Source organism: Pseudomonas sp. I3-I5 (assembly GCF_022699445.1).
GTDB lineage: Bacteria > Pseudomonadota > Gammaproteobacteria > Pseudomonadales > Pseudomonadaceae > Aquipseudomonas > Aquipseudomonas fulva.
Genome location: NZ_CP093940.1, coordinates 283,335 through 300,464, shown reverse-complemented (window position 1 = coordinate 300,464; position 17,130 = coordinate 283,335). Strand labels below are relative to the sequence as shown.

Here is a 17,130-nt window from a genome sequence, read left to right as displayed (position 1 = left end):
CGCCGGGGCGGCCTTATTCGGCGATCAGCCAGTCCATGCGATAGCTGCCTTCGGTCTGCGCCAACTCCCGGGCGAGCCAGGGCAGCAGCTCCTTGAGTTCATCTTCCAGCCCCCAAGGCGGGTTGGCGATGGCAAGCCCAGATCCATTGAGGCCTTGCGGGCTGTCCTGGTGATGCACATACAGCTCGACGCGCAGCAGCTTGGGCGCCCCAGTGCTGGTAAGGTCCTGGTAGAAACGGGTCAGCGAGCGCTGGTCCTTGATGGGGTACCAGATGGCCGCCACCGTCTGGCGCATCCGACCAATGGCTTCCTTCATCGCGGCTGTGCAACGCTTGAGTTCATCGGCCTGCTCGAACGGCGGATCGATGAGCATGACCGCGCGTTTTTCCTGCACGGGCAACAAGGCGCGCGGCACGTGCCAGCCCTCGCCCAGGTGCACGAACACGCGCGGATCCTTCTTCATGTTTTCCTTGAGCAGCGGCCCGTCCTCCGGGTGCTTCTCGTTGAGCAAGGCGCGATCCTGCTGACGCATCAGGCGACGCGCCAATTCAGGTGAACCTGGGTAGTAGCGCAGCTCGCCGTCTGCGTTCAGACGCTTGATGACGCGCAGGTAATCGGCGGTCATGGCCGGCAGGTCGTCACGGTTCCACAGCCGCGCGACCCCCTCGAGGTACTCACCGGTCCGGCTCGCCTGGTCACCCTTGAGGTCGTACAGCCCCAGCCCGGCATGGGTGTCGAGGTAGGCGAACGGTTGCTCCTTGCGCGACATCAGGGCGATGAGGCGGGTCAGCACGATATGTTTGAGAACGTCGGCATGGTTGCCGGCATGGAAGGCGTGACGATAGTTCATGGCAACTCCTGCGCAGAGCGCAAGTTTACCCTGCCTGGCAAACGACGTCAGGCCTGACGGTCGTCAGAAAACAACGAACCCGCTACCGCAGTGCAGCACGAACCTTTGAAGGCCGTGCGGACACTGCAGGAGCGGGCCCGTCTTTCAGCTAGCAGCGCGCCTTGGCGCTGTCACTTGTCAGCGTGATACGCCGCATCAGCCGTCTCGAAGCGGCTCACCATCGCCTGCGAAGGACGGCCCAGCTTGCTCACCAGGACGATGGCGATGCTGGCGAACAGGAAGCCAGGGATGATTTCGTACAGCCCCATGGTGTCGAAGCTTTTCCACAGGATCACGGTCAGGGCACCCACCACGATACCGGCCAGCGCGCCATTGCGCGTCATGCCCTTCCACAGCACCGAGATCAGCACGACAGGGCCGAACGCAGCACCGAAGCCCGCCCAGGCGTAGGCCACCAGGCCCAGCACGCGGTTTTCAGGGTTGGCAGCCATGGCGATGGCGATCAGGGCCACGGCCAGTACCATCAGACGACCGACCCACACCAACTCTCGCTGGGAGGCATTCTTGCGCAGGAAGGCCTTGTAGAAGTCTTCGGTCAGCGCACTCGAGCACACCAGCAGCTGGCAGCTCAGGGTACTCATCACCGCCGCCAGGATGGCCGACAGCAGGACACCGGCGACCCACGGGTTGAACAGGATCTTCGCCAGCTCGATGAACACGCGCTCGTGGTTTTCGTTCACCGGCCCGGCCACCTCAGGGTGGGCCGAGAAATAGGCGATGCCGAAGAACCCAACGGCGCAGGTACCGGCCAGGCACAGGATCATCCAGGTCATGGAAATACGGCGCGCCTTGGCGATGGACTTCACCGAATCGGCCGCCATGAAGCGCGCCAGGATATGTGGCTGACCGAAGTAGCCCAGCCCCCAGCCCATCAGCGAAATGATCCCGATGAAGCTGGCGCCCTTGAGCATGTCGAAGTGGGCCGGGTTGACGGCCTCGATCGCGGCGAAGGTCTGGTCTAAGCCGCCGGTGGAGATCAGCACGATCACCGGGGTCAGGATCAGCGCGAAGATCATCAGCGACGCCTGGACCGTGTCGGTCCAGCTCACGGCCAGGAAGCCTCCGACGAAGGTGTAGATGATGGTGGCGGCTGCCCCTGCCCACAGCGCTGTCTCATAAGACATGCCGAAGGTGCTCTCGAACAGGCGAGCACCGGCCACGATGCCAGAGGCGCAATAAATGGTGAAGAACACCAGGATGACGATGGCCGAGATGATCCGCAGCAGGCCGCTCTTGTCCTCGAAACGGCTGGAGAAGTAGTCCGGCAGGGTGAGCGCATCGCCGTTGTGCTCGGTCTGCACGCGCAGGCGCCCGGCGACGAACAGCCAGTTCAGGTAGGCGCCGACGGTAAGGCCGGTGGCAATCCAGACTTCTGACAGACCCGCGAAGTAGATGGCGCCGGGCAGGCCCATCAGCAGCCAGCCACTCATGTCGGATGCACCGGCCGACAACGCGGTGACCACGCTGCCGAGGCTACGGCCGCCGAGAATATAGTCGGAAAGGTTCTTGGTGGCGCGGTAGGCAGCGAAGCCGATCAGCACCATTGCTGCGATGTAGACCACGAATGTGATCGTTAAGGGATTACCCATGTGTTGGCCCTGGCGTTTGTTGTTATCTCATGCGCACCCACATCGTTGGTGGTTGCACCCAGGCGGCAGATGCTATTCAACAACGTAAATCCGGTGCAACCATTTTTCACTGTGAAGTTGCACCCAAGTATGCATTTTCAGACAAAGCCTCGTTTTTGCTCCCTAATGGGGCAGATGAGGCTCTTTTTTAGAACAAATCCTTCCTCGCCTGACGCTTTGACCCTCACTGAAAACGACAGCCTGACGAGTTGCACCCTATTCACGACATTTTAGGGTTGCACCTGGTTGCACCCGCGTTTTCCTGAAGATAATCTTGTCGCCAGCTTAAGCCACACTCGTGGCAATAATGAGGATAAGAAATGGCGACGACCACCCTTGGAGTCAAACTCGACGACCCTACCCGTGAACGACTCAAGGCCGCTGCGCTGTCCGTGGACCGCACGCCGCACTGGTTGATCAAGCAAGCGATCTTCAGCTACCTGGAGAAGCTCGAGGGTGGCGCGACCCTGACCGAAATCAATGGCCAGACCCTCGGCCTGAACGATGAAGCCGGCGACGTGCAGCCCGAGCAGGGTCACCAGAGCTTCATGGAGTTCGCCGAAAGCATCCTGCCGCAGTCGGTGCTGCGCTCGGCCATTACCGCCGCCTACCGTCGGCCCGAGCAGGAGATGGTGCCGATGCTGCTGGAGCAGGCGCGCCTGAGCGCTCCGCTTGCCGACGCGGCCAACAAGATGGCTGCCGGCATCGCCGAGAAGCTGCGCAACCAGAAGAGCACCGGGGGCCGGGCCGGCATCGTTCAAGGCCTGCTGCAGGAATTCTCGTTGTCGTCGCAGGAAGGCGTGGCGCTGATGTGCCTGGCCGAAGCGCTGCTGCGCATTCCCGACAAAGGCACCCGCGACGCCCTGATCCGCGACAAGATCAGCACCGGCAACTGGCAGCCGCACCTGGGCAACAGCCCGTCGCTGTTCGTCAATGCCGCCACCTGGGGCCTGTTGCTAACGGGCAGGCTGGTAAGCACCCACAACGAATCGGGCCTGACCTCCTCGCTGACCCGCATCATCGGCAAGAGCGGCGAGCCGATGATCCGCAAGGGCGTGGACATGGCCATGCGCCTGATGGGCGAGCAGTTCGTCACGGGCGAAACCATTGCCGAAGCACTGGCCAACGCCACGCGTTTCGAGTCCAAGGGCTTCCGTTATTCCTATGACATGCTCGGTGAAGCGGCACTCACCGAGCACGATGCCCAGAAGTACCTGGCATCCTATGAGCAAGCCATCCACTCGATCGGCAAGGCATCCAACGGCCGCGGCATCTATGAAGGCCCGGGCATCTCGATCAAGCTCTCGGCCCTGCACCCACGCTACAGCCGTGCCCAGTACGAGCGGGTGATGGAAGAGCTGTACCCGCGCCTGCTGTCGCTGACCCTGCTGGCCAAGCAATACGACATCGGCCTGAACATCGATGCCGAGGAAGCCGACCGCCTTGAGCTGTCCCTCGACCTGCTCGAGCGCCTGTGCTTCGAGCCCGCACTGGCCGGCTGGAACGGTATCGGTTTCGTCATCCAGGCGTACCAGAAGCGCTGCCCGTATGTGATTGACTACGTGATCGACCTGGCCAAGCGCAGCCGCCACCGCCTGATGATCCGCCTGGTAAAAGGCGCCTACTGGGACAGCGAGATCAAGCGTGCCCAAGTCGAAGGCCTGGAGGGCTACCCGGTCTACACGCGCAAGGTCTACACCGACGTGTCCTACGTCGCCTGCGCCCGCAAGCTGCTGGCCGTACCCGAGGCCATCTACCCGCAGTTCGCCACGCACAACGCCCATACCCTGTCGGCCATCTACCAGATCGCCGGGCAGAACTACTACCCCGGCCAGTACGAGTTCCAGTGCCTGCACGGCATGGGTGAGCCGCTGTACGAACAGGTGGTCGGCAAGATCGCCGATGGCAAGCTGAACCGCCCTTGCCGCGTATATGCACCGGTCGGCACCCATGAAACCCTGCTGGCCTACCTGGTTCGTCGCCTGCTGGAAAACGGCGCGAACACCTCGTTCGTCAACCGCATCGCCGACCAATCCATTTCCATCCAGGAACTGGTCGCCGACCCGGTCACCAGCATCGAGCGCATGGGTACCCAGGAAGGCCGCATCGGCTTGCCACACCCCCGCATTCCACTGCCGCGTGACCTGTACGGCACCGAGCGGGCCAACTCCGCCGGCATCGACATGGCCAACGAGCACCGCCTGGCTTCGCTGTCCTGCGCCATGCTGGCCACCGCCAACAACGACTGGAAAGCCGGTCCGCTGCTGGCCTGCACCGCCAGTGACAGTGCGGCAACGCCGGTTCTGAACCCTGCCGATCACCGCGATGTGGTCGGCCACGTTCAGGAAGCGACCGTTGCAGACGTTGACAATGCCATCCAGTGCGCACTCAACGCAGCGCCCATCTGGCAGGCCACCCCGCCAGCCGAGCGCGCCGCCATCCTGGAACGCACGGCCGACCTGATGGAAGCCGAAATCCAGCCCCTGATGGGTCTGTTGATCCGCGAAGCCGGCAAGACCTTCGCCAACGCCATCGCCGAAGTGCGCGAAGCCGTCGACTTCCTGCGCTACTACGCCGTCCAGGCGCGCAACGACCTGAGCAACGATGCCCACCGCCCATTGGGCCCTGTGGTGTGCATCAGCCCTTGGAACTTCCCGCTGGCGATCTTCACCGGCCAGGTAGCCGCAGCCTTGGCCGCCGGCAACCCGGTACTGGCCAAGCCTGCCGAGCAAACCCCGCTGATCGCCGCCCAGGCGGTGCGCCTGCTGCTCGAAGCCGGCATTCCGGAAGGTGTCCTGCAACTGCTGCCGGGCCGCGGCGAAACCGTCGGTGCTGGGCTGGTGGGTGACGAGCGCGTCAAAGGCGTGATGTTCACAGGTTCCACCGAAGTGGCGCGCCTGTTGCAACGCAACGTGGCGGGTCGCCTGGATAACCAGGGTCGCCCAGTGCCACTGATCGCCGAAACCGGCGGCCAGAACGCGATGATCGTCGACTCCTCGGCCCTGACCGAGCAGGTGGTGATCGATGTCGTGTCCTCGGCCTTCGACAGTGCCGGCCAGCGTTGCTCCGCCCTGCGCGTACTGTGCCTGCAGGAAGACTCCGCCGACCGCGTGATCGAGATGCTCAAGGGCGCCATGGCCGAAAGCCGGCTCGGTTGCCCGGACCGGCTGGCCGTGGACATCGGCCCGGTGATCGACGCTGAAGCCAAGGCTGGCATCGAGAAGCACATCCAGGGCATGCGCGAGAAAGGCCGCTCGGTCTATCAGGTGGCGATTGCCGACAGTGCCGAGATCAAGCGTGGCACCTTCGTGATGCCAACCCTGATCGAACTGGACAGCCTCGACGAGCTCAAGCGCGAGATCTTCGGCCCCGTCCTGCACGTGGTGCGCTACAACCGCCGCAACCTGGACCAGTTGATCGAGCAGATCAACAATTCGGGGTACGGCCTGACCCTGGGTGTGCACACGCGTATCGACGAAACCATCGCCAAGGTGGTCGAGTCGGCCCATGCCGGCAACATGTACGTCAACCGCAACATCGTCGGCGCCGTCGTAGGTGTACAGCCGTTCGGTGGCGAGGGCCTGTCGGGCACTGGCCCGAAAGCCGGCGGTCCGCTGTACCTGTACCGCCTGCTGTCGACCCGCCCGGCGGACGCCATCGGCAGCCACTTCCAGCACCAGGACGGCGAAGCCAAGCCAGACCGCGCACTGCACGAGCAGTTGGTCAAGCCGCTCCACGCGCTGAAGGCGTGGGCCGAGAGCAATCAGCTGTCCGACCTTGCCGTGCTGTGCAGCCAGTTCGCCAGCCAGTCGCAGAGCGGTATCGCCCGTCTGCTGCCAGGCCCGACCGGCGAGCGCAACACCTACACCATCCTGCCGCGCGAACACGTGCTGTGCCTGGCTGACAACGAAGCCGACCTGCTGGCGCAGTTCGCTGCGGTGCTCGCGGTAGGCAGCTCGGCGGTGTGGGCCGACGGCGAACCGGGCAAGGCCCTGCGCGCCCGACTGCCCCGTGACTTGCAGGCCAAGGTGAAGCTGGTACCCGACTGGAACAAGGACGAAGTGGCGTTCGATGCCGTGATCCATCACGGCGATTCGGACCAGCTGCGCAGCGTCTGCCAGCAGGTGGCCAAGCGTGCCGGTGCCATCGTCGGGGTACACGGCTTGTCCAGCGGCGATCATCAGATTGCACTGGAGCGCCTGGTCATCGAGCGTGCGGTGAGTGTGAACACTGCGGCGGCTGGGGGTAACGCCAGCTTGATGACCATTGGCTGAGGCTGAGGGTTGTTGAAGGAAAACGGAGAGCTTCGGCTCTCCCTTTTTATGGAGTGCATGACTTGAGACTGGGGATGGGCAGACAGTCTCACAGTCGCCACCCTTTGCAGCGCCGGCGAGACCGAACACCGCGCGGCATCAGCCACACTATCTTTCCAAGATGGGCGATCCAGAGGTACGCCAAAGCCGCCAGATACTCCATCCCTTAATCGCCTCTGAGGCAATTAACAACCCAACCCATATCCAGTTATTGATGCCAGCAACCACCATAGGTAAGAGCAAAACTACCGAAATTGACGGAACAATGAAAAACAATCTGAGTGGTATCTGCACCACCGCCAAAAACACCACGAATTTCTGATACTTGAAAAAACTCACACACGTAACAATAACTGAAAGCTGTAAAAACAGCCCAACCCAAATCACAAACTCTGAACCACCCCAACTCCGCACCACTTCAAGACCACTGCTTAAATCCGACCAGAATGGTATTGCGCCTCGAACGACACTACGTAAGATGTACAAAACAACATAAAACGCATCCATACTTGCCCAAAACAAATGTAAAGATCTTTGCTGATTGATATTTGAGACCATCAATATGCGCCCTTTTTATACTCATACTCTTCGTCGGGCACCACAGGACGCCAGTGCCAAGACTGCCCCGTGATCGCCCATGCATCATCAGCCTGTACATAGTTTTGCGTTATCCGTCGTACATCGCCATATCGATGTATAGCCGACAGCCTGGCGAAACTCCGCTCATTTTCACCCAACGGTACCCACCTCTGACTCACAAGCCTACGGGTATTGGCATAGTCTTTCCCCTCGCTCGAAAAAAGACGCCCCTCATCCCCTCGAGATGTTACAAAGTTTGCGGCCAATGCCAAACCCGACCACAGTAAATTTGTATCAATACTGAATATTTTCCACTTTCCAGGACCTTCGACCACTGGGTATTTACTCTCAGATAGCAGTAGATCCAGCTTTGATTCCGCCCATCTCAAGCAAGGGTAATGCGCTACATCAATCGGAGAAATTGGTTTCTCCCGAATAACAAACCACCTGCCGTCCTCCACCAGCTTCAAAGCTCGCTCGATATCAGCCTGCAGCAGAGGACGCCCAGGCGGCAGATCACAAGCCTTCTGGAAATCACGCAGTCCACTCAGGGTGGTATTTTCCAGCAAAGCTTTCCGAACTACCGAACAAGCAAAAAAAGGATCTTCAACCCTTTCTAACTCTTCTTTCCAGACGTCTCGCCACTCACAAATCCTGTCCATAGAATTCCTCCACAGCGAAAAATCAATATCTACTTCATTTTTCACCATCGCGGTCGTAGGAAGCTTCTGTAACGCACGCAGGAAGCTTCCTGCTGTCTTCTCCGAACAAGTCTCTGATGGCTCAAATTCTGCATGCCGTCAGTGGAATAGCAGAGTTTAAAAGGTGCCAAGGCTGACAGATGCATGTCTTTTGATCTCACAGGAGCTGCAATATTACTGTGAACACCTGCTTCTCTTGACGCTCACTCAACCCAGCCCCTTCGCCCCGTCAACCAACATCAGACGTTCCAAATACGAGAATCTGTGACTGAACATCATCTGAATCAATCATGGTAGCCAGCCCTGTTTGGCCAATCCTAGACTCGCACCAAGCCCGCTCTAGGACCGCCCCATGCCCGAGACCCTGCTCAGCCCTCGCAACCTGGCCTTCGAGCTCTACGAAGTCCTCGACGCCGAAAGCCTCATACAGCGCCCTCGCTTTGCCGAGCACAGCCGTGAAACCTTCGACGCTGCGCTGACCACTGCGCGCACCATCGCCGAAAAATACTTCGCGCCCCACAACCGCAAAGCTGACGAAAACGAGCCGCGCTATGTAGACGGCCGCGCTGAGCTGATCCCAGAGGTCAAGCCTGCCGTCGATGCCTTTCTTGAAGCCGGGTTCCTCAACGCCAACCGCGACTTCGAGGTCGGGGGCATGCAGTTGCCCAGCCTTGTGTCACAAGCCTGCTTTGCGCATTTCCAGGCTGCGAACGCCGGCACCACCGCCTACCCGTTCCTGACCATGGGCGCGGCCAACCTGATCGAGAGCTTCGGAAGCGAAGAACAAAAGCGCCTGTACCTGCAGCCGATGATCGAGGGCCGCTACTTCGGCACCATGGCGCTGACCGAACCCCACGCAGGGTCTTCGCTGGCCGATATCCGCACCCGCGCAGAACCTGCCGGTGACGGCAGCTACCGGCTCAGGGGCAACAAGATTTTTATTTCCGGCGGTGACCATGAGCTGTCGGAAAACATCGTGCACATGGTCCTGGCCAAACTGCCGGACGCCCCACCGGGGGTCAAAGGCATCTCGCTGTTCATCGTGCCCAAGTACCTGGTCGGGCCCGACGGTAGCCGGGGCTCGCGCAACGACGTAGCGCTTGCGGGGCTGTTTCACAAAATGGGCTGGCGCGGCACCACGTCCACTGCGCTGAACTTCGGCGACAACGGCCAGTGCGTGGGCTATCTGATCGGCCAGCCACACCAGGGCCTGGCCTGCATGTTCCAAATGATGAACGAAGCACGCATCGGCGTCGGCATGGGTGCGGTGATGCTCGGTTACGCCGGTTACCTGTACTCGCTGGACTATGCGCGTCAGCGCCCACAGGGCCGATCAGCCGACAACAAGGACCCGCAAAGCCCGGCCATCCCGATCATTGAGCACACCGATGTCAAAAGGATGCTGCTTGCACAAAAGGCCTATGTGGAAGGCGCTTTCGACCTGGGCTTGTATGCGGCGCGGCTGTTCGACGACACCCACACCGCACCCGATGAAAACACTCGCCAGCAGGCCCAAGCGTTGCTCGACCTGTTGACGCCCATCGTCAAATCCTGGCCCTCGGCGTATTGCCTGAAAGCGAACGAACTGGCCATCCAGATTCTCGGTGGGCACGGCTATACCCGGGAGTACCCGGTCGAGCAGTATTACCGTGACAACCGCCTGAACCCCATCCACGAAGGGACCGAGGGCATCCAATCGCTCGATCTGCTGGGCCGCAAGTTGGCCCAGAACGGGGGGGCCGGGCTCAAACACTTGATGCGCCTGATCGCTGTCACTGGCGAGCGCGCCAGCCATCATCCCAACCTCGACCCGCTGCGCCATCCCCTGGAGCAGCTGGTCAACCGCTTGCAAGGTGTCACCCTGGCCCTGCTCGGCGACCTGGCCCAAGGCAAGGTTGCCGGCGCCCTGGCCAACTCGACCCTGTACCTCAAGGTCTTCGGCCATTGCGTGATTGGCTGGCGCTGGCTGCAACAGGCGATTCATGCCGAACTCGGTCTGCTTCAGTGCGGCGCCACTGACCGCGACTTCTACCTCGGCAAGCTGCAGGCAGCCCGGTATTTCCTTACCTGCGAAATACCGGGCTGCCATGCAGACCTGGCTTTGCTCGAGGCGCGCGATGACACCAGCTTGAACATGCAACCAGGGTGGTTCTAGAAGGTGGCCCAAACCCGCTCATCGTTGCGGGCACTCCCCTGACGACCGCACACGTCGAGCGGTGCGGGTGATGGCAATGCCTGTGGCGACTATCGCGATACCCAGATAGGTCGTCCAGTGAATGGCATCGCCGAACATCAACGCCGCCCAAATGAGCGTTACAGGGGGTTCCAGGTAAACCAACGCGGACACCCGTGTGGCAGACAGTTTGGTCAAAAGTATCCACAGGCTCAGGTAGGCGATGAAGGTCGAAAACAACGTCAACCACGCCACCGCCACCCAGACCTGAGCGCTGCCGGGCAGCTCAATCAGGCGCAACGGCACTCCCGTGACGCTGAGCAGTACCAGCGTCGCGCTCGATTGCAGGAAGAGCGGCATCAACAAGCCTTCTTTACTGTGATCCGTGCCCATGACCGACTGTCGCCGTTGGTAGACGGTGGCAATTGATAACGTGATCGCGGCAATCAGCGGTAGCGCATACAGCCAGGGTTCGAGCCGGGTGGAAGACAGGCGGTACTCACCAAGAATCACCACACTGACACCGGCAAACCCAAGTACCAGCCCAAGCCACTCTTGCCTGCCGCTTCGCTCCTGCTGATCCGCGCTGCCCATCGCCGCCGTGATCAGGGGCTGCAGCGCGCAAATGATTGCGGCTATCCCCGCCGGCAAGCCACCGCGTATGGCAATGTAGACACTTATCAAGTACGCGAACTGGGCCAGAAATCCGATGACCGCGTTGTAGCGAACTTGCGCCCAGGACAGGTTGCGTAATCGATGCCATACAAACGGCAACAGACAGCAACTGACCAACAGGAAGCGCCAGAACAGCAAGTTCACCGCGCCTGCATCCTGCGTGCCGAGCCGTGCGCCAATGAAACCGGAACTCCAGGACAGGACAAAGACAACTTGCAAGATCAGCATGTAGAGCGCACTCGAAGGCATGGTCACGCCCCTGTCTGACGTAATTCTTCGAAGGTGATGGGTTCGATACCCAGCCTGGCGTAGTGACGGGCTGCCGATCGATGGAGCGCCCATCGCAAGGCTAACCAATTGGGGAGTGTTCGAGGGATGCCGTCATCCGACGCCAAGTGCCAGAAGCGGTTGGAATCGTCGATGAAGTAAGGGCAATGAAAGGACAACACGAGCGACATTCGTCGCCCACTGAGTACCGGTCGCACACCGTGGAACAACCGACTGCCGAAGATGAACAGCGCATCGCCCGATGCGTTCAGATGCGCCGTCTCGAAGGTCCGGTAGTCCAAGGCGTCGAACGTATCGACTGTGCCATTGTGATACAGGAATTCGCCGCCGGTATAACTGGCCGGTCCCGTTAACACGATGTTCAACACATAGTTCGTGCCGTCGGTGTGCCACATGCCCCTTTGCTGCTGTTGCTCGGGCGGTTTCGGGTAGTAATAGTTGACCTGCGAGCGGGCATTGAGCATCGGATAAGGCACCAGTGGCACGCCCGCGATGCGCGAGACAGCCAACAGAAATGCACGGCTGCTCATCATGTCGTTGATAAACGGCGAGCGTGCCGTCACCCCCCGCGTGCGCCGGGAAATGATCCAGTCACTGTCACCTGCCACGTGCTCAAGGCGTGCGCAGATGTCTTGCAAAATGGTGACGCACTCAGGTGTGAACAGCCGATGAACCGCCGCAACCCCTGTGATCGTATCAACGGCCAAGCTCGCATGTGGGCTCTGGCTGTATCCCAGTTCGCCCAGCGTACGGATGTCTGCAATAGCAGGCCCCACTGGCTGCAGCAGATCGTCCCGCCAGCAAGCGTGACCGTCAGAACAGGCCGTTGATGGCCGAGGCGCGCCCTTGAAGGTCGACTTGAGCGCCAGCTTGATTCGGCCCAGGCCGCGTTCGAACAAGGGCAAGGTATTCGAATGGCTCATGACGTCTATCTCCGTTTGATCACGCTATTGGAGGTATTCAGCGATCTGATAGCGCACCGAACCATCACCGCTGGCAAATTCATCGACCACCCTGCAGTTGCAATGCCGAGCCCGGGTGCGGCGAAACTGCTCCGGGGTGAATTTCAGACAGATGTTGGTCAACAGGAACCCCTCTGTTTGCCCGTGTAGGACAGGCTGCAAGGTGACTGCCACATAAACGGTTTCGTCGAGTATGCGCAGGGACACCAGCAAGGCTTCATGCTCAGCCATGGGGCAGAAACCTTGTTGCAGGGCAACCAAACGGGAGAACTGAACCATATTGGCATTGGCGTAGAAACCGAGAATGGTTTGCTCCAGGCCAGGCTCGTATACCTGCATTTCAGAAAGAACGTAGGTCCCTTTGCCGGCCAATGTACGAATCAGTCTGCCCGTACTGACCGGCCATTCATTGCCTTCCTGGAAGCCCAGCAAGGTAATCAGTGTGATGTCCTCATCAGGATGCAACGCTTCGCGGGTCACGGTGCGATAGTCGGCAGCGATATAGTTGAAGCTGCCCTGGGCGCTCAGGATCGGACCCAGGGCATCCCTCATGGCCGGTTCGGAAGTCTGATTGATGTCGATGGCGGTGTAGCGAACGGCCGTACAGGTGTCAGCCATATGCTTGAGCAAACAAGCACTCTTGACCGGTTCCGGCCCTAGTTCAACGTAGTGAGCACTGCGGTCGCGGCCTAGAGCAGCCAGTCGTTGTGCTACATCACCAATAACGCTGCGCAGTGGTCCCCTGCCTTGCGCATCGGCGCACAAGCCAGGTTCATTCAAGCCCTGCTCGTTGAGGGCGCGCATGAGCAAAAATATCTCTTGGTTGAAGCGGTAGGTGTCTTGAGTGCCCTGTTCAGGCGGCGCGAGGGTTGAGTATTTCTCGTGGTTTTCGACGGACCATAACCGTGCCCGTTGATAGGAAGGGGTATGCACAAGAGCGTCTACAACAAAGTCGTTCAGGCTCATCCGTATCATTCCTTTGCATTTCGGCAGTGGCGCACGCTTTGACCTCACGTTAAGAGGGGCTATAAAGCCTGTACAGTTGATTAAATCGAAGTGCTGATTCGATCCAGCCAAATCAGGTGGTTTCATGGGCAAAGGTCTAGATATCAATGTGTTGAGAACTTTCCAGGCCGTGGCTCGACTCGGTCGTTTCAACGCAGCGGCAGACTATGTCCATCGCAGCCCTTCAGCGGTGACCACGCAGATACAAAAGCTCGAAGAGCAGGTTGGCCAACAGCTGTTTGCGCGTAGCAACCAGGCGGTGGCGCTCACGCCCGCAGGCCGGCATCTGCTGGGCGAGGCGACACGCTTTCTGATCGCCCACGACAAGCTGCTGGCGACGCTATCTCCCCGGCAGCTGACCGGCAAAGTCCGTCTAGGAGTACCGGACGGCTATGCCGCCACACTCATGAGTGAGTGTCTGCCGGTGTTCGTTGCCAGTAATCCGAAGATGGAGCTGGAAGCTGTGGCGTGCTCCAGCGCGCAGTTGCTGGACTTGTTTGCCAGGCAGCAGCTGGACCTGGCCGTGGTGGTCAGCAGCGAGCAGATCCAGCAGGGTGACTGGCTGCGCTCCACAGGACCCCGTTGGGCTGCCGCGAAGGGCTTCATCCGCGATGACAGCCGCCCGCTACCCCTGGCATTGCAATTAAAGGGCTGTCCATACCGGGAGGCAGCGCTCCAGGCATTGAAAGCCAAAGGCATCGCGTACCGTATCCTGCTGGAAAGTGCCAACTGGCATGCGGTACTGGCCTGCGTCAAAAGTGGCCTGGCAGTTGGCATCGTCGAGGCGCTCGAAGCCGACGACGCGCTCGTCTTTTTGCAAGACCAGGATCTGCCGGCGCTTCCCCCGCACGGCATCTACCTGTTGACGGACACCGCGCACCCTGTGGCAGTGCACTTGCACGCACTGCTCAAGGCTGCCATACAAAAAGAAGCCGACTAAGGGTTCGCAGCAACGCAAACGACCGTTAATGCCTGACCAGCACATCAGCAGGCTGCCATAATGACCCGGCATTGCCCGAGCCCGTAGCGCGGCCCGCCTTGGCATTGCCCAGCGCGTGGTTCCAGGGAGCCACCGTGTATCCGGAGGCTTGTCCATGTTCGATTCCAGCACCCTGCTGCGCCAGCGCTTCGCCGCCCTGCGCAGCACGGCCGATCTGTTTTCCTTGCGCCATGTCAGACAGTCGCACCAGGCCTTGTCCGTGCGCCGTAACGTTGCCGAACCGCCTGCCTTGAGCCAGGACGAGGGCGCCATGCTGACCGTGCGCATCAACGGGGTGGAGGCCTACGCTGCCACGGCCGATCTGTCCCAAAGCGGCCTTCAGCGCGCATTGGAGCAGGCTGAAAACCTCGCTCGACAGATTGCCCGCTACAGCCTGCTGGACCTGCGCGATCAGCCTGTGCCCACCGGGCGTCACGATTACCTCTCGCCTCATTTCGACCAGCCCATGCCGGGCCTTGCCGACTGCCTTGGCCTGCTCGCCGAAGAATCGGCCAGCGTGCCGTCGGACTCACGCCTGGTGGACTGGCAGGCGAGCCTTGGCATGAGCCTGGTGGAGCAGACGTACCTGAACTCGGCCGGTGCCGAACTGCGCCAGGCCCAGCGCTTTCTGTTCCCTGGTCTGGCGGTGACGGCCAGCGATGGCCAGGACAGCCAGAGCCGCAGCCTGGGCAGGGAGAACTTCGGTCAGCAGGGTGGCTTCGAAATCATCGAGCGCTGCGGCCTGAGGGGCGCTGCCCGGCAGGTTGCCGACCAGGCCCTGCAATTGCTGCAGGCGCCGAACACGCCCAGCGGCGTGCGCGACCTGTTGTTGATGCCTGACCAGATGATGCTGCAGATCCACGAGTCCATCGGCCACCCCTTGGAGATGGATCGCATCCTGGGCGACGAGCGCAACTACGCCGGGACCAGCTTCGTCAAAGCCGCCGACTTTGGCCGATTGCAATATGGTTCCTCCCTGCTGAACGTAACCTTCGACCCGACCTTGAGCGAAGAGCTGGCCAGCTACAGCCACGACGACGATGGCACGCCGGCCAGCAAGCAATTTCTCATTCAGGATGGCGTGCTGCTGCGCCCGCTGGGCGGTGCCCTTTCCCAGTTCCGCTCTGGTCTGGGCGGCGTGGCCAACAGCCGCGCCTGCGGCTGGAACCGGGCGCCGATCGACCGCATGGCCAACCTGAACATCGAGCCGGGTGATCAGTCCCTGGATCAACTGATCGCAGGAATCGAGCATGGCATTCTGATGCGCACCAACCGGTCCTGGTCCATCGACGATGCGCGCAACAAGTTCCAGTTCGGCTGCGAATGGGGCCAACTGATCGAACATGGCGAACTCAAGGGCATCGTGAAGAACCCGAACTACCGCGGCATCTCCGCACGGTTCTGGCGCAACCTGGCCGCCGTCGGCGACCGCAGCACCTTCCAGGTCCTGGGTACCCCAAATTGCGGCAAGGGCGAGCCCAACCAGGTGATCCGGGTCGGCCACGCCTCGCCGGCTTGCGTGTTCAGCGCCATCGACGTGTTTGGAGGAGATGCATGATGAAACAGGCCTTCCAATCCCTCATCGACACCCTGGACTCTGCCCTTCAGGCAGGCGAACACTACACCCTGGGGTTGAGCGCCGAGCAGTCGCAGTTCGTGCGCTTGAACCACGCCAAGGTCCGTCAGGCGGGCGAGGTAAGCCAGGCCAGTGCTCACCTGCGTCTGATCCACGCCGGTCGTCAGGCCGAGCAACAGCTGACCCTTAGCGGTGATAGGCACCTGGACCGTCAGCGCTTGCTCGACGCCCTGTCGCAACTGCGCCAGATGCTGCCACTGCTGGCAGCAGACCCGTACCTGAGCCTGGATGACAGTGCCTGGCGCAGTGACAGCCAACAGACGCAGGCCCTGCCCGACCTGAATGAGGTGCTGGCCCTGCTGGAACAGGAAGCCGGTGACCTGGACCTGGTCGGCATTTATGCCGCAGGCCCGATCTGGCGCGGTTTCGCCAGCTCATTCGGCGCCTTTGGCTGGCACCAGGCCAATAGCTTCAACATCGACTGGAGCCTGTTCCACGAGAGCGGCCAGGCGGTCAAGGCCAACTATGCCGGGCAGGTATGGCGCGCCGACGACTTTACCGCTCGCCTGCGCCAGGCTCGGGCGCAGTTGGGCCACTTGGGGCGTGCGCCGGTGGTACTCCAACCCGGCAGCTACCGCGCCTACCTGGCGCCTGCGGCCATGGACGAAATCGCCGGCATGCTGTGCTGGGGCGGTTTCTCGGCGCAGGCCCTGGCGACCGGCAGCAGTGCCTTGCAGCGTTTGTACAGCGGTGATGCCACACTCAGCCCACTGATCAGCTTCACCGAGCAGGTCAGCGGCTCATTGAGCCCGGCGTTCTCCGACGAAGGTTCACCGCGCCTGGACGTGGCGCTGATCGAGCAGGGCAAACCAGCACAACGCCTGGCCTGCGCGCGCAGCGCAGCCGAATTCGGGGTGTTGGCCAATGGTGCCGACAGCTACGAGTCGCCCTGCGCACTCAGCCTCGCACCCGGCCAATTACCCCGTGAACAGGTCCTGGCGCGGCTCGGCACCGGCCTTTACATCAGTAACCTCTGGTACTTGAACTACTCCGACCTGCCCGCAGCGCGCATGACCGGCCTGACCCGCTTCGCCACGTTCTGGGTGCAGGACGGGCAGATCCAGGGGCCGGTCAACACGATGCGCTTCGATGACAGCCTGTACAACCTGCTGGGCGACCAACTGGAGGCGCTGACGTGCGAGCGGGAGCTGATCCTCTCCACCAGTACCTATGGGCAACGCAGTACCGGATCGAGTCATTTGCCGGGCGCGCTGGTCAAAGCGCTGACGCTGACATTGTGATTGGAATTTGCCGGCCCCTTCATGGCGGTCGCCACGCCTG

12 protein-coding genes are annotated in these 17,130 nt (G+C 61.1%); 5 read left to right on the top strand and 7 right to left on the bottom strand.

The features are described 5' to 3' along the window. Positions 1-13: 13 nt before the first annotated feature. Together rlmJ and putP are read right to left on the bottom strand one after the other, a co-directional pair. Positions 14-850 carry a 23S rRNA (adenine(2030)-N(6))-methyltransferase RlmJ gene (gene rlmJ, locus MOP87_RS01265; RefSeq protein ID WP_027913993.1) on the bottom strand — a complete coding sequence of 279 codons (837 nt, stop codon included), beginning with the start codon at positions 848-850 and terminating at the stop codon, positions 14-16. Between the two features lie 170 nt (positions 851-1,020). Next, the gene (gene putP / locus MOP87_RS01260; RefSeq protein WP_242810032.1) at positions 1,021-2,499 is read right to left on the bottom strand and encodes a sodium/proline symporter PutP; all 1,479 of its coding nucleotides are present in this window, start codon (positions 2,497-2,499) and stop codon (positions 1,021-1,023) included. Between the two features lie 359 nt (positions 2,500-2,858). Between putP and putA the strand changes: the two genes are divergently transcribed. After that, entirely contained in the window at positions 2,859-6,812 is a 3,954-nt protein-coding gene (gene putA / locus MOP87_RS01255; RefSeq protein ID WP_027913995.1) for a trifunctional transcriptional regulator/proline dehydrogenase/L-glutamate gamma-semialdehyde dehydrogenase, read from the top strand. Between the two features lie 147 nt (positions 6,813-6,959). Here the strand turns inward: putA and MOP87_RS01250 are convergent, their stop codons facing one another. Then, positions 6,960-7,409: a hypothetical protein gene (locus tag MOP87_RS01250; RefSeq protein ID WP_231977354.1), complete on the bottom strand. Its 450-nt coding sequence runs from the start codon at positions 7,407-7,409 to the stop codon at positions 6,960-6,962. Beyond that, positions 7,409-8,137: a hypothetical protein gene (locus MOP87_RS01245; RefSeq protein WP_242810031.1), complete on the bottom strand. Its 729-nt coding sequence runs from the start codon at positions 8,135-8,137 to the stop codon at positions 7,409-7,411. Before MOP87_RS01245 ends, MOP87_RS01250 begins: the two co-directional genes overlap by 1 nt. Before the next feature lie 346 nt (positions 8,138-8,483). Here MOP87_RS01245 and MOP87_RS01240 point away from each other — a divergent pair, with 346 nt between their 5' ends. Further along, positions 8,484-10,286, top strand: coding sequence for an acyl-CoA dehydrogenase (locus tag MOP87_RS01240; protein ID WP_242810030.1), 1,803 nt, complete (start codon positions 8,484-8,486; stop codon positions 10,284-10,286). Positions 10,287-10,304: 18 nt separating this feature from the next. Here MOP87_RS01240 and MOP87_RS01235 read toward each other — a convergent pair whose 3' ends face one another. Genes MOP87_RS01235 through MOP87_RS01225 form a run of 3 tightly spaced genes read right to left on the bottom strand, consistent with a single transcriptional unit; the run spans position 10,305 to position 13,195 of the window. Further along, positions 10,305-11,228 carry a DMT family transporter gene (locus tag MOP87_RS01235; RefSeq protein ID WP_110606953.1) on the bottom strand — a complete coding sequence of 308 codons (924 nt, stop codon included), beginning with the start codon at positions 11,226-11,228 and terminating at the stop codon, positions 10,305-10,307. A gap of 2 nt (positions 11,229-11,230) precedes the next feature. Further along, positions 11,231-12,190 (bottom strand): 2OG-Fe(II) oxygenase, encoded by a 960-nt coding sequence (locus MOP87_RS01230; protein ID WP_242810029.1) that lies wholly within the window; start codon positions 12,188-12,190, stop codon positions 11,231-11,233. A 24-nt stretch (positions 12,191-12,214) separates the two neighbouring features. Further along, entirely contained in the window at positions 12,215-13,195 is a 981-nt protein-coding gene (locus MOP87_RS01225) for a hypothetical protein (protein ID WP_242810028.1), read from the bottom strand. 124 nt (positions 13,196-13,319) lie between these two features. Here MOP87_RS01225 and MOP87_RS01220 point away from each other — a divergent pair, with 124 nt between their 5' ends. From MOP87_RS01220 to MOP87_RS01210, 3 genes are all read left to right on the top strand, one after another. Further along, entirely contained in the window at positions 13,320-14,174 is an 855-nt protein-coding gene (locus MOP87_RS01220; RefSeq protein ID WP_242810027.1) for a LysR family transcriptional regulator, read from the top strand. 154 nt (positions 14,175-14,328) lie between these two features. Continuing rightward, a complete protein-coding gene (locus MOP87_RS01215) occupies positions 14,329-15,771 on the top strand; it encodes a TldD/PmbA family protein (RefSeq protein WP_242810026.1) in 1,443 nt (480 codons plus the stop codon). Then, positions 15,771-17,090 (top strand): metallopeptidase TldD-related protein, encoded by a 1,320-nt coding sequence (locus MOP87_RS01210; RefSeq protein WP_242810025.1) that lies wholly within the window; start codon positions 15,771-15,773, stop codon positions 17,088-17,090. Before MOP87_RS01215 ends, MOP87_RS01210 begins: the two co-directional genes overlap by 1 nt. Positions 17,091-17,130: the final 40 nt, after the last annotated feature.

Coding starts and splice junctions, on each gene's coding strand:
- rlmJ (WP_027913993.1), bottom strand. CDS start 850: ATGAACTATCGTCACGCCTTCCATGCCGGCAACCATGCCGACGTTCTC.
- putP (WP_242810032.1), bottom strand. CDS start 2,499: ATGGGTAATCCCTTAACGATCACATTCGTGGTCTACATCGCAGCAATG.
- putA (WP_027913995.1), top strand. CDS start 2,859: ATGGCGACGACCACCCTTGGAGTCAAACTCGACGACCCTACCCGTGAA.
- MOP87_RS01250 (WP_231977354.1), bottom strand. CDS start 7,409: ATGGTCTCAAATATCAATCAGCAAAGATCTTTACATTTGTTTTGGGCA.
- MOP87_RS01240 (WP_242810030.1), top strand. CDS start 8,484: ATGCCCGAGACCCTGCTCAGCCCTCGCAACCTGGCCTTCGAGCTCTAC.
- MOP87_RS01235 (WP_110606953.1), bottom strand. CDS start 11,228: ATGCCTTCGAGTGCGCTCTACATGCTGATCTTGCAAGTTGTCTTTGTC.
- MOP87_RS01230 (WP_242810029.1), bottom strand. CDS start 12,190: ATGAGCCATTCGAATACCTTGCCCTTGTTCGAACGCGGCCTGGGCCGA.
- MOP87_RS01225 (WP_242810028.1), bottom strand. CDS start 13,195: ATGAGCCTGAACGACTTTGTTGTAGACGCTCTTGTGCATACCCCTTCC.
- MOP87_RS01220 (WP_242810027.1), top strand. CDS start 13,320: ATGGGCAAAGGTCTAGATATCAATGTGTTGAGAACTTTCCAGGCCGTG.
- MOP87_RS01215 (WP_242810026.1), top strand. CDS start 14,329: ATGTTCGATTCCAGCACCCTGCTGCGCCAGCGCTTCGCCGCCCTGCGC.
- MOP87_RS01210 (WP_242810025.1), top strand. CDS start 15,771: ATGAAACAGGCCTTCCAATCCCTCATCGACACCCTGGACTCTGCCCTT.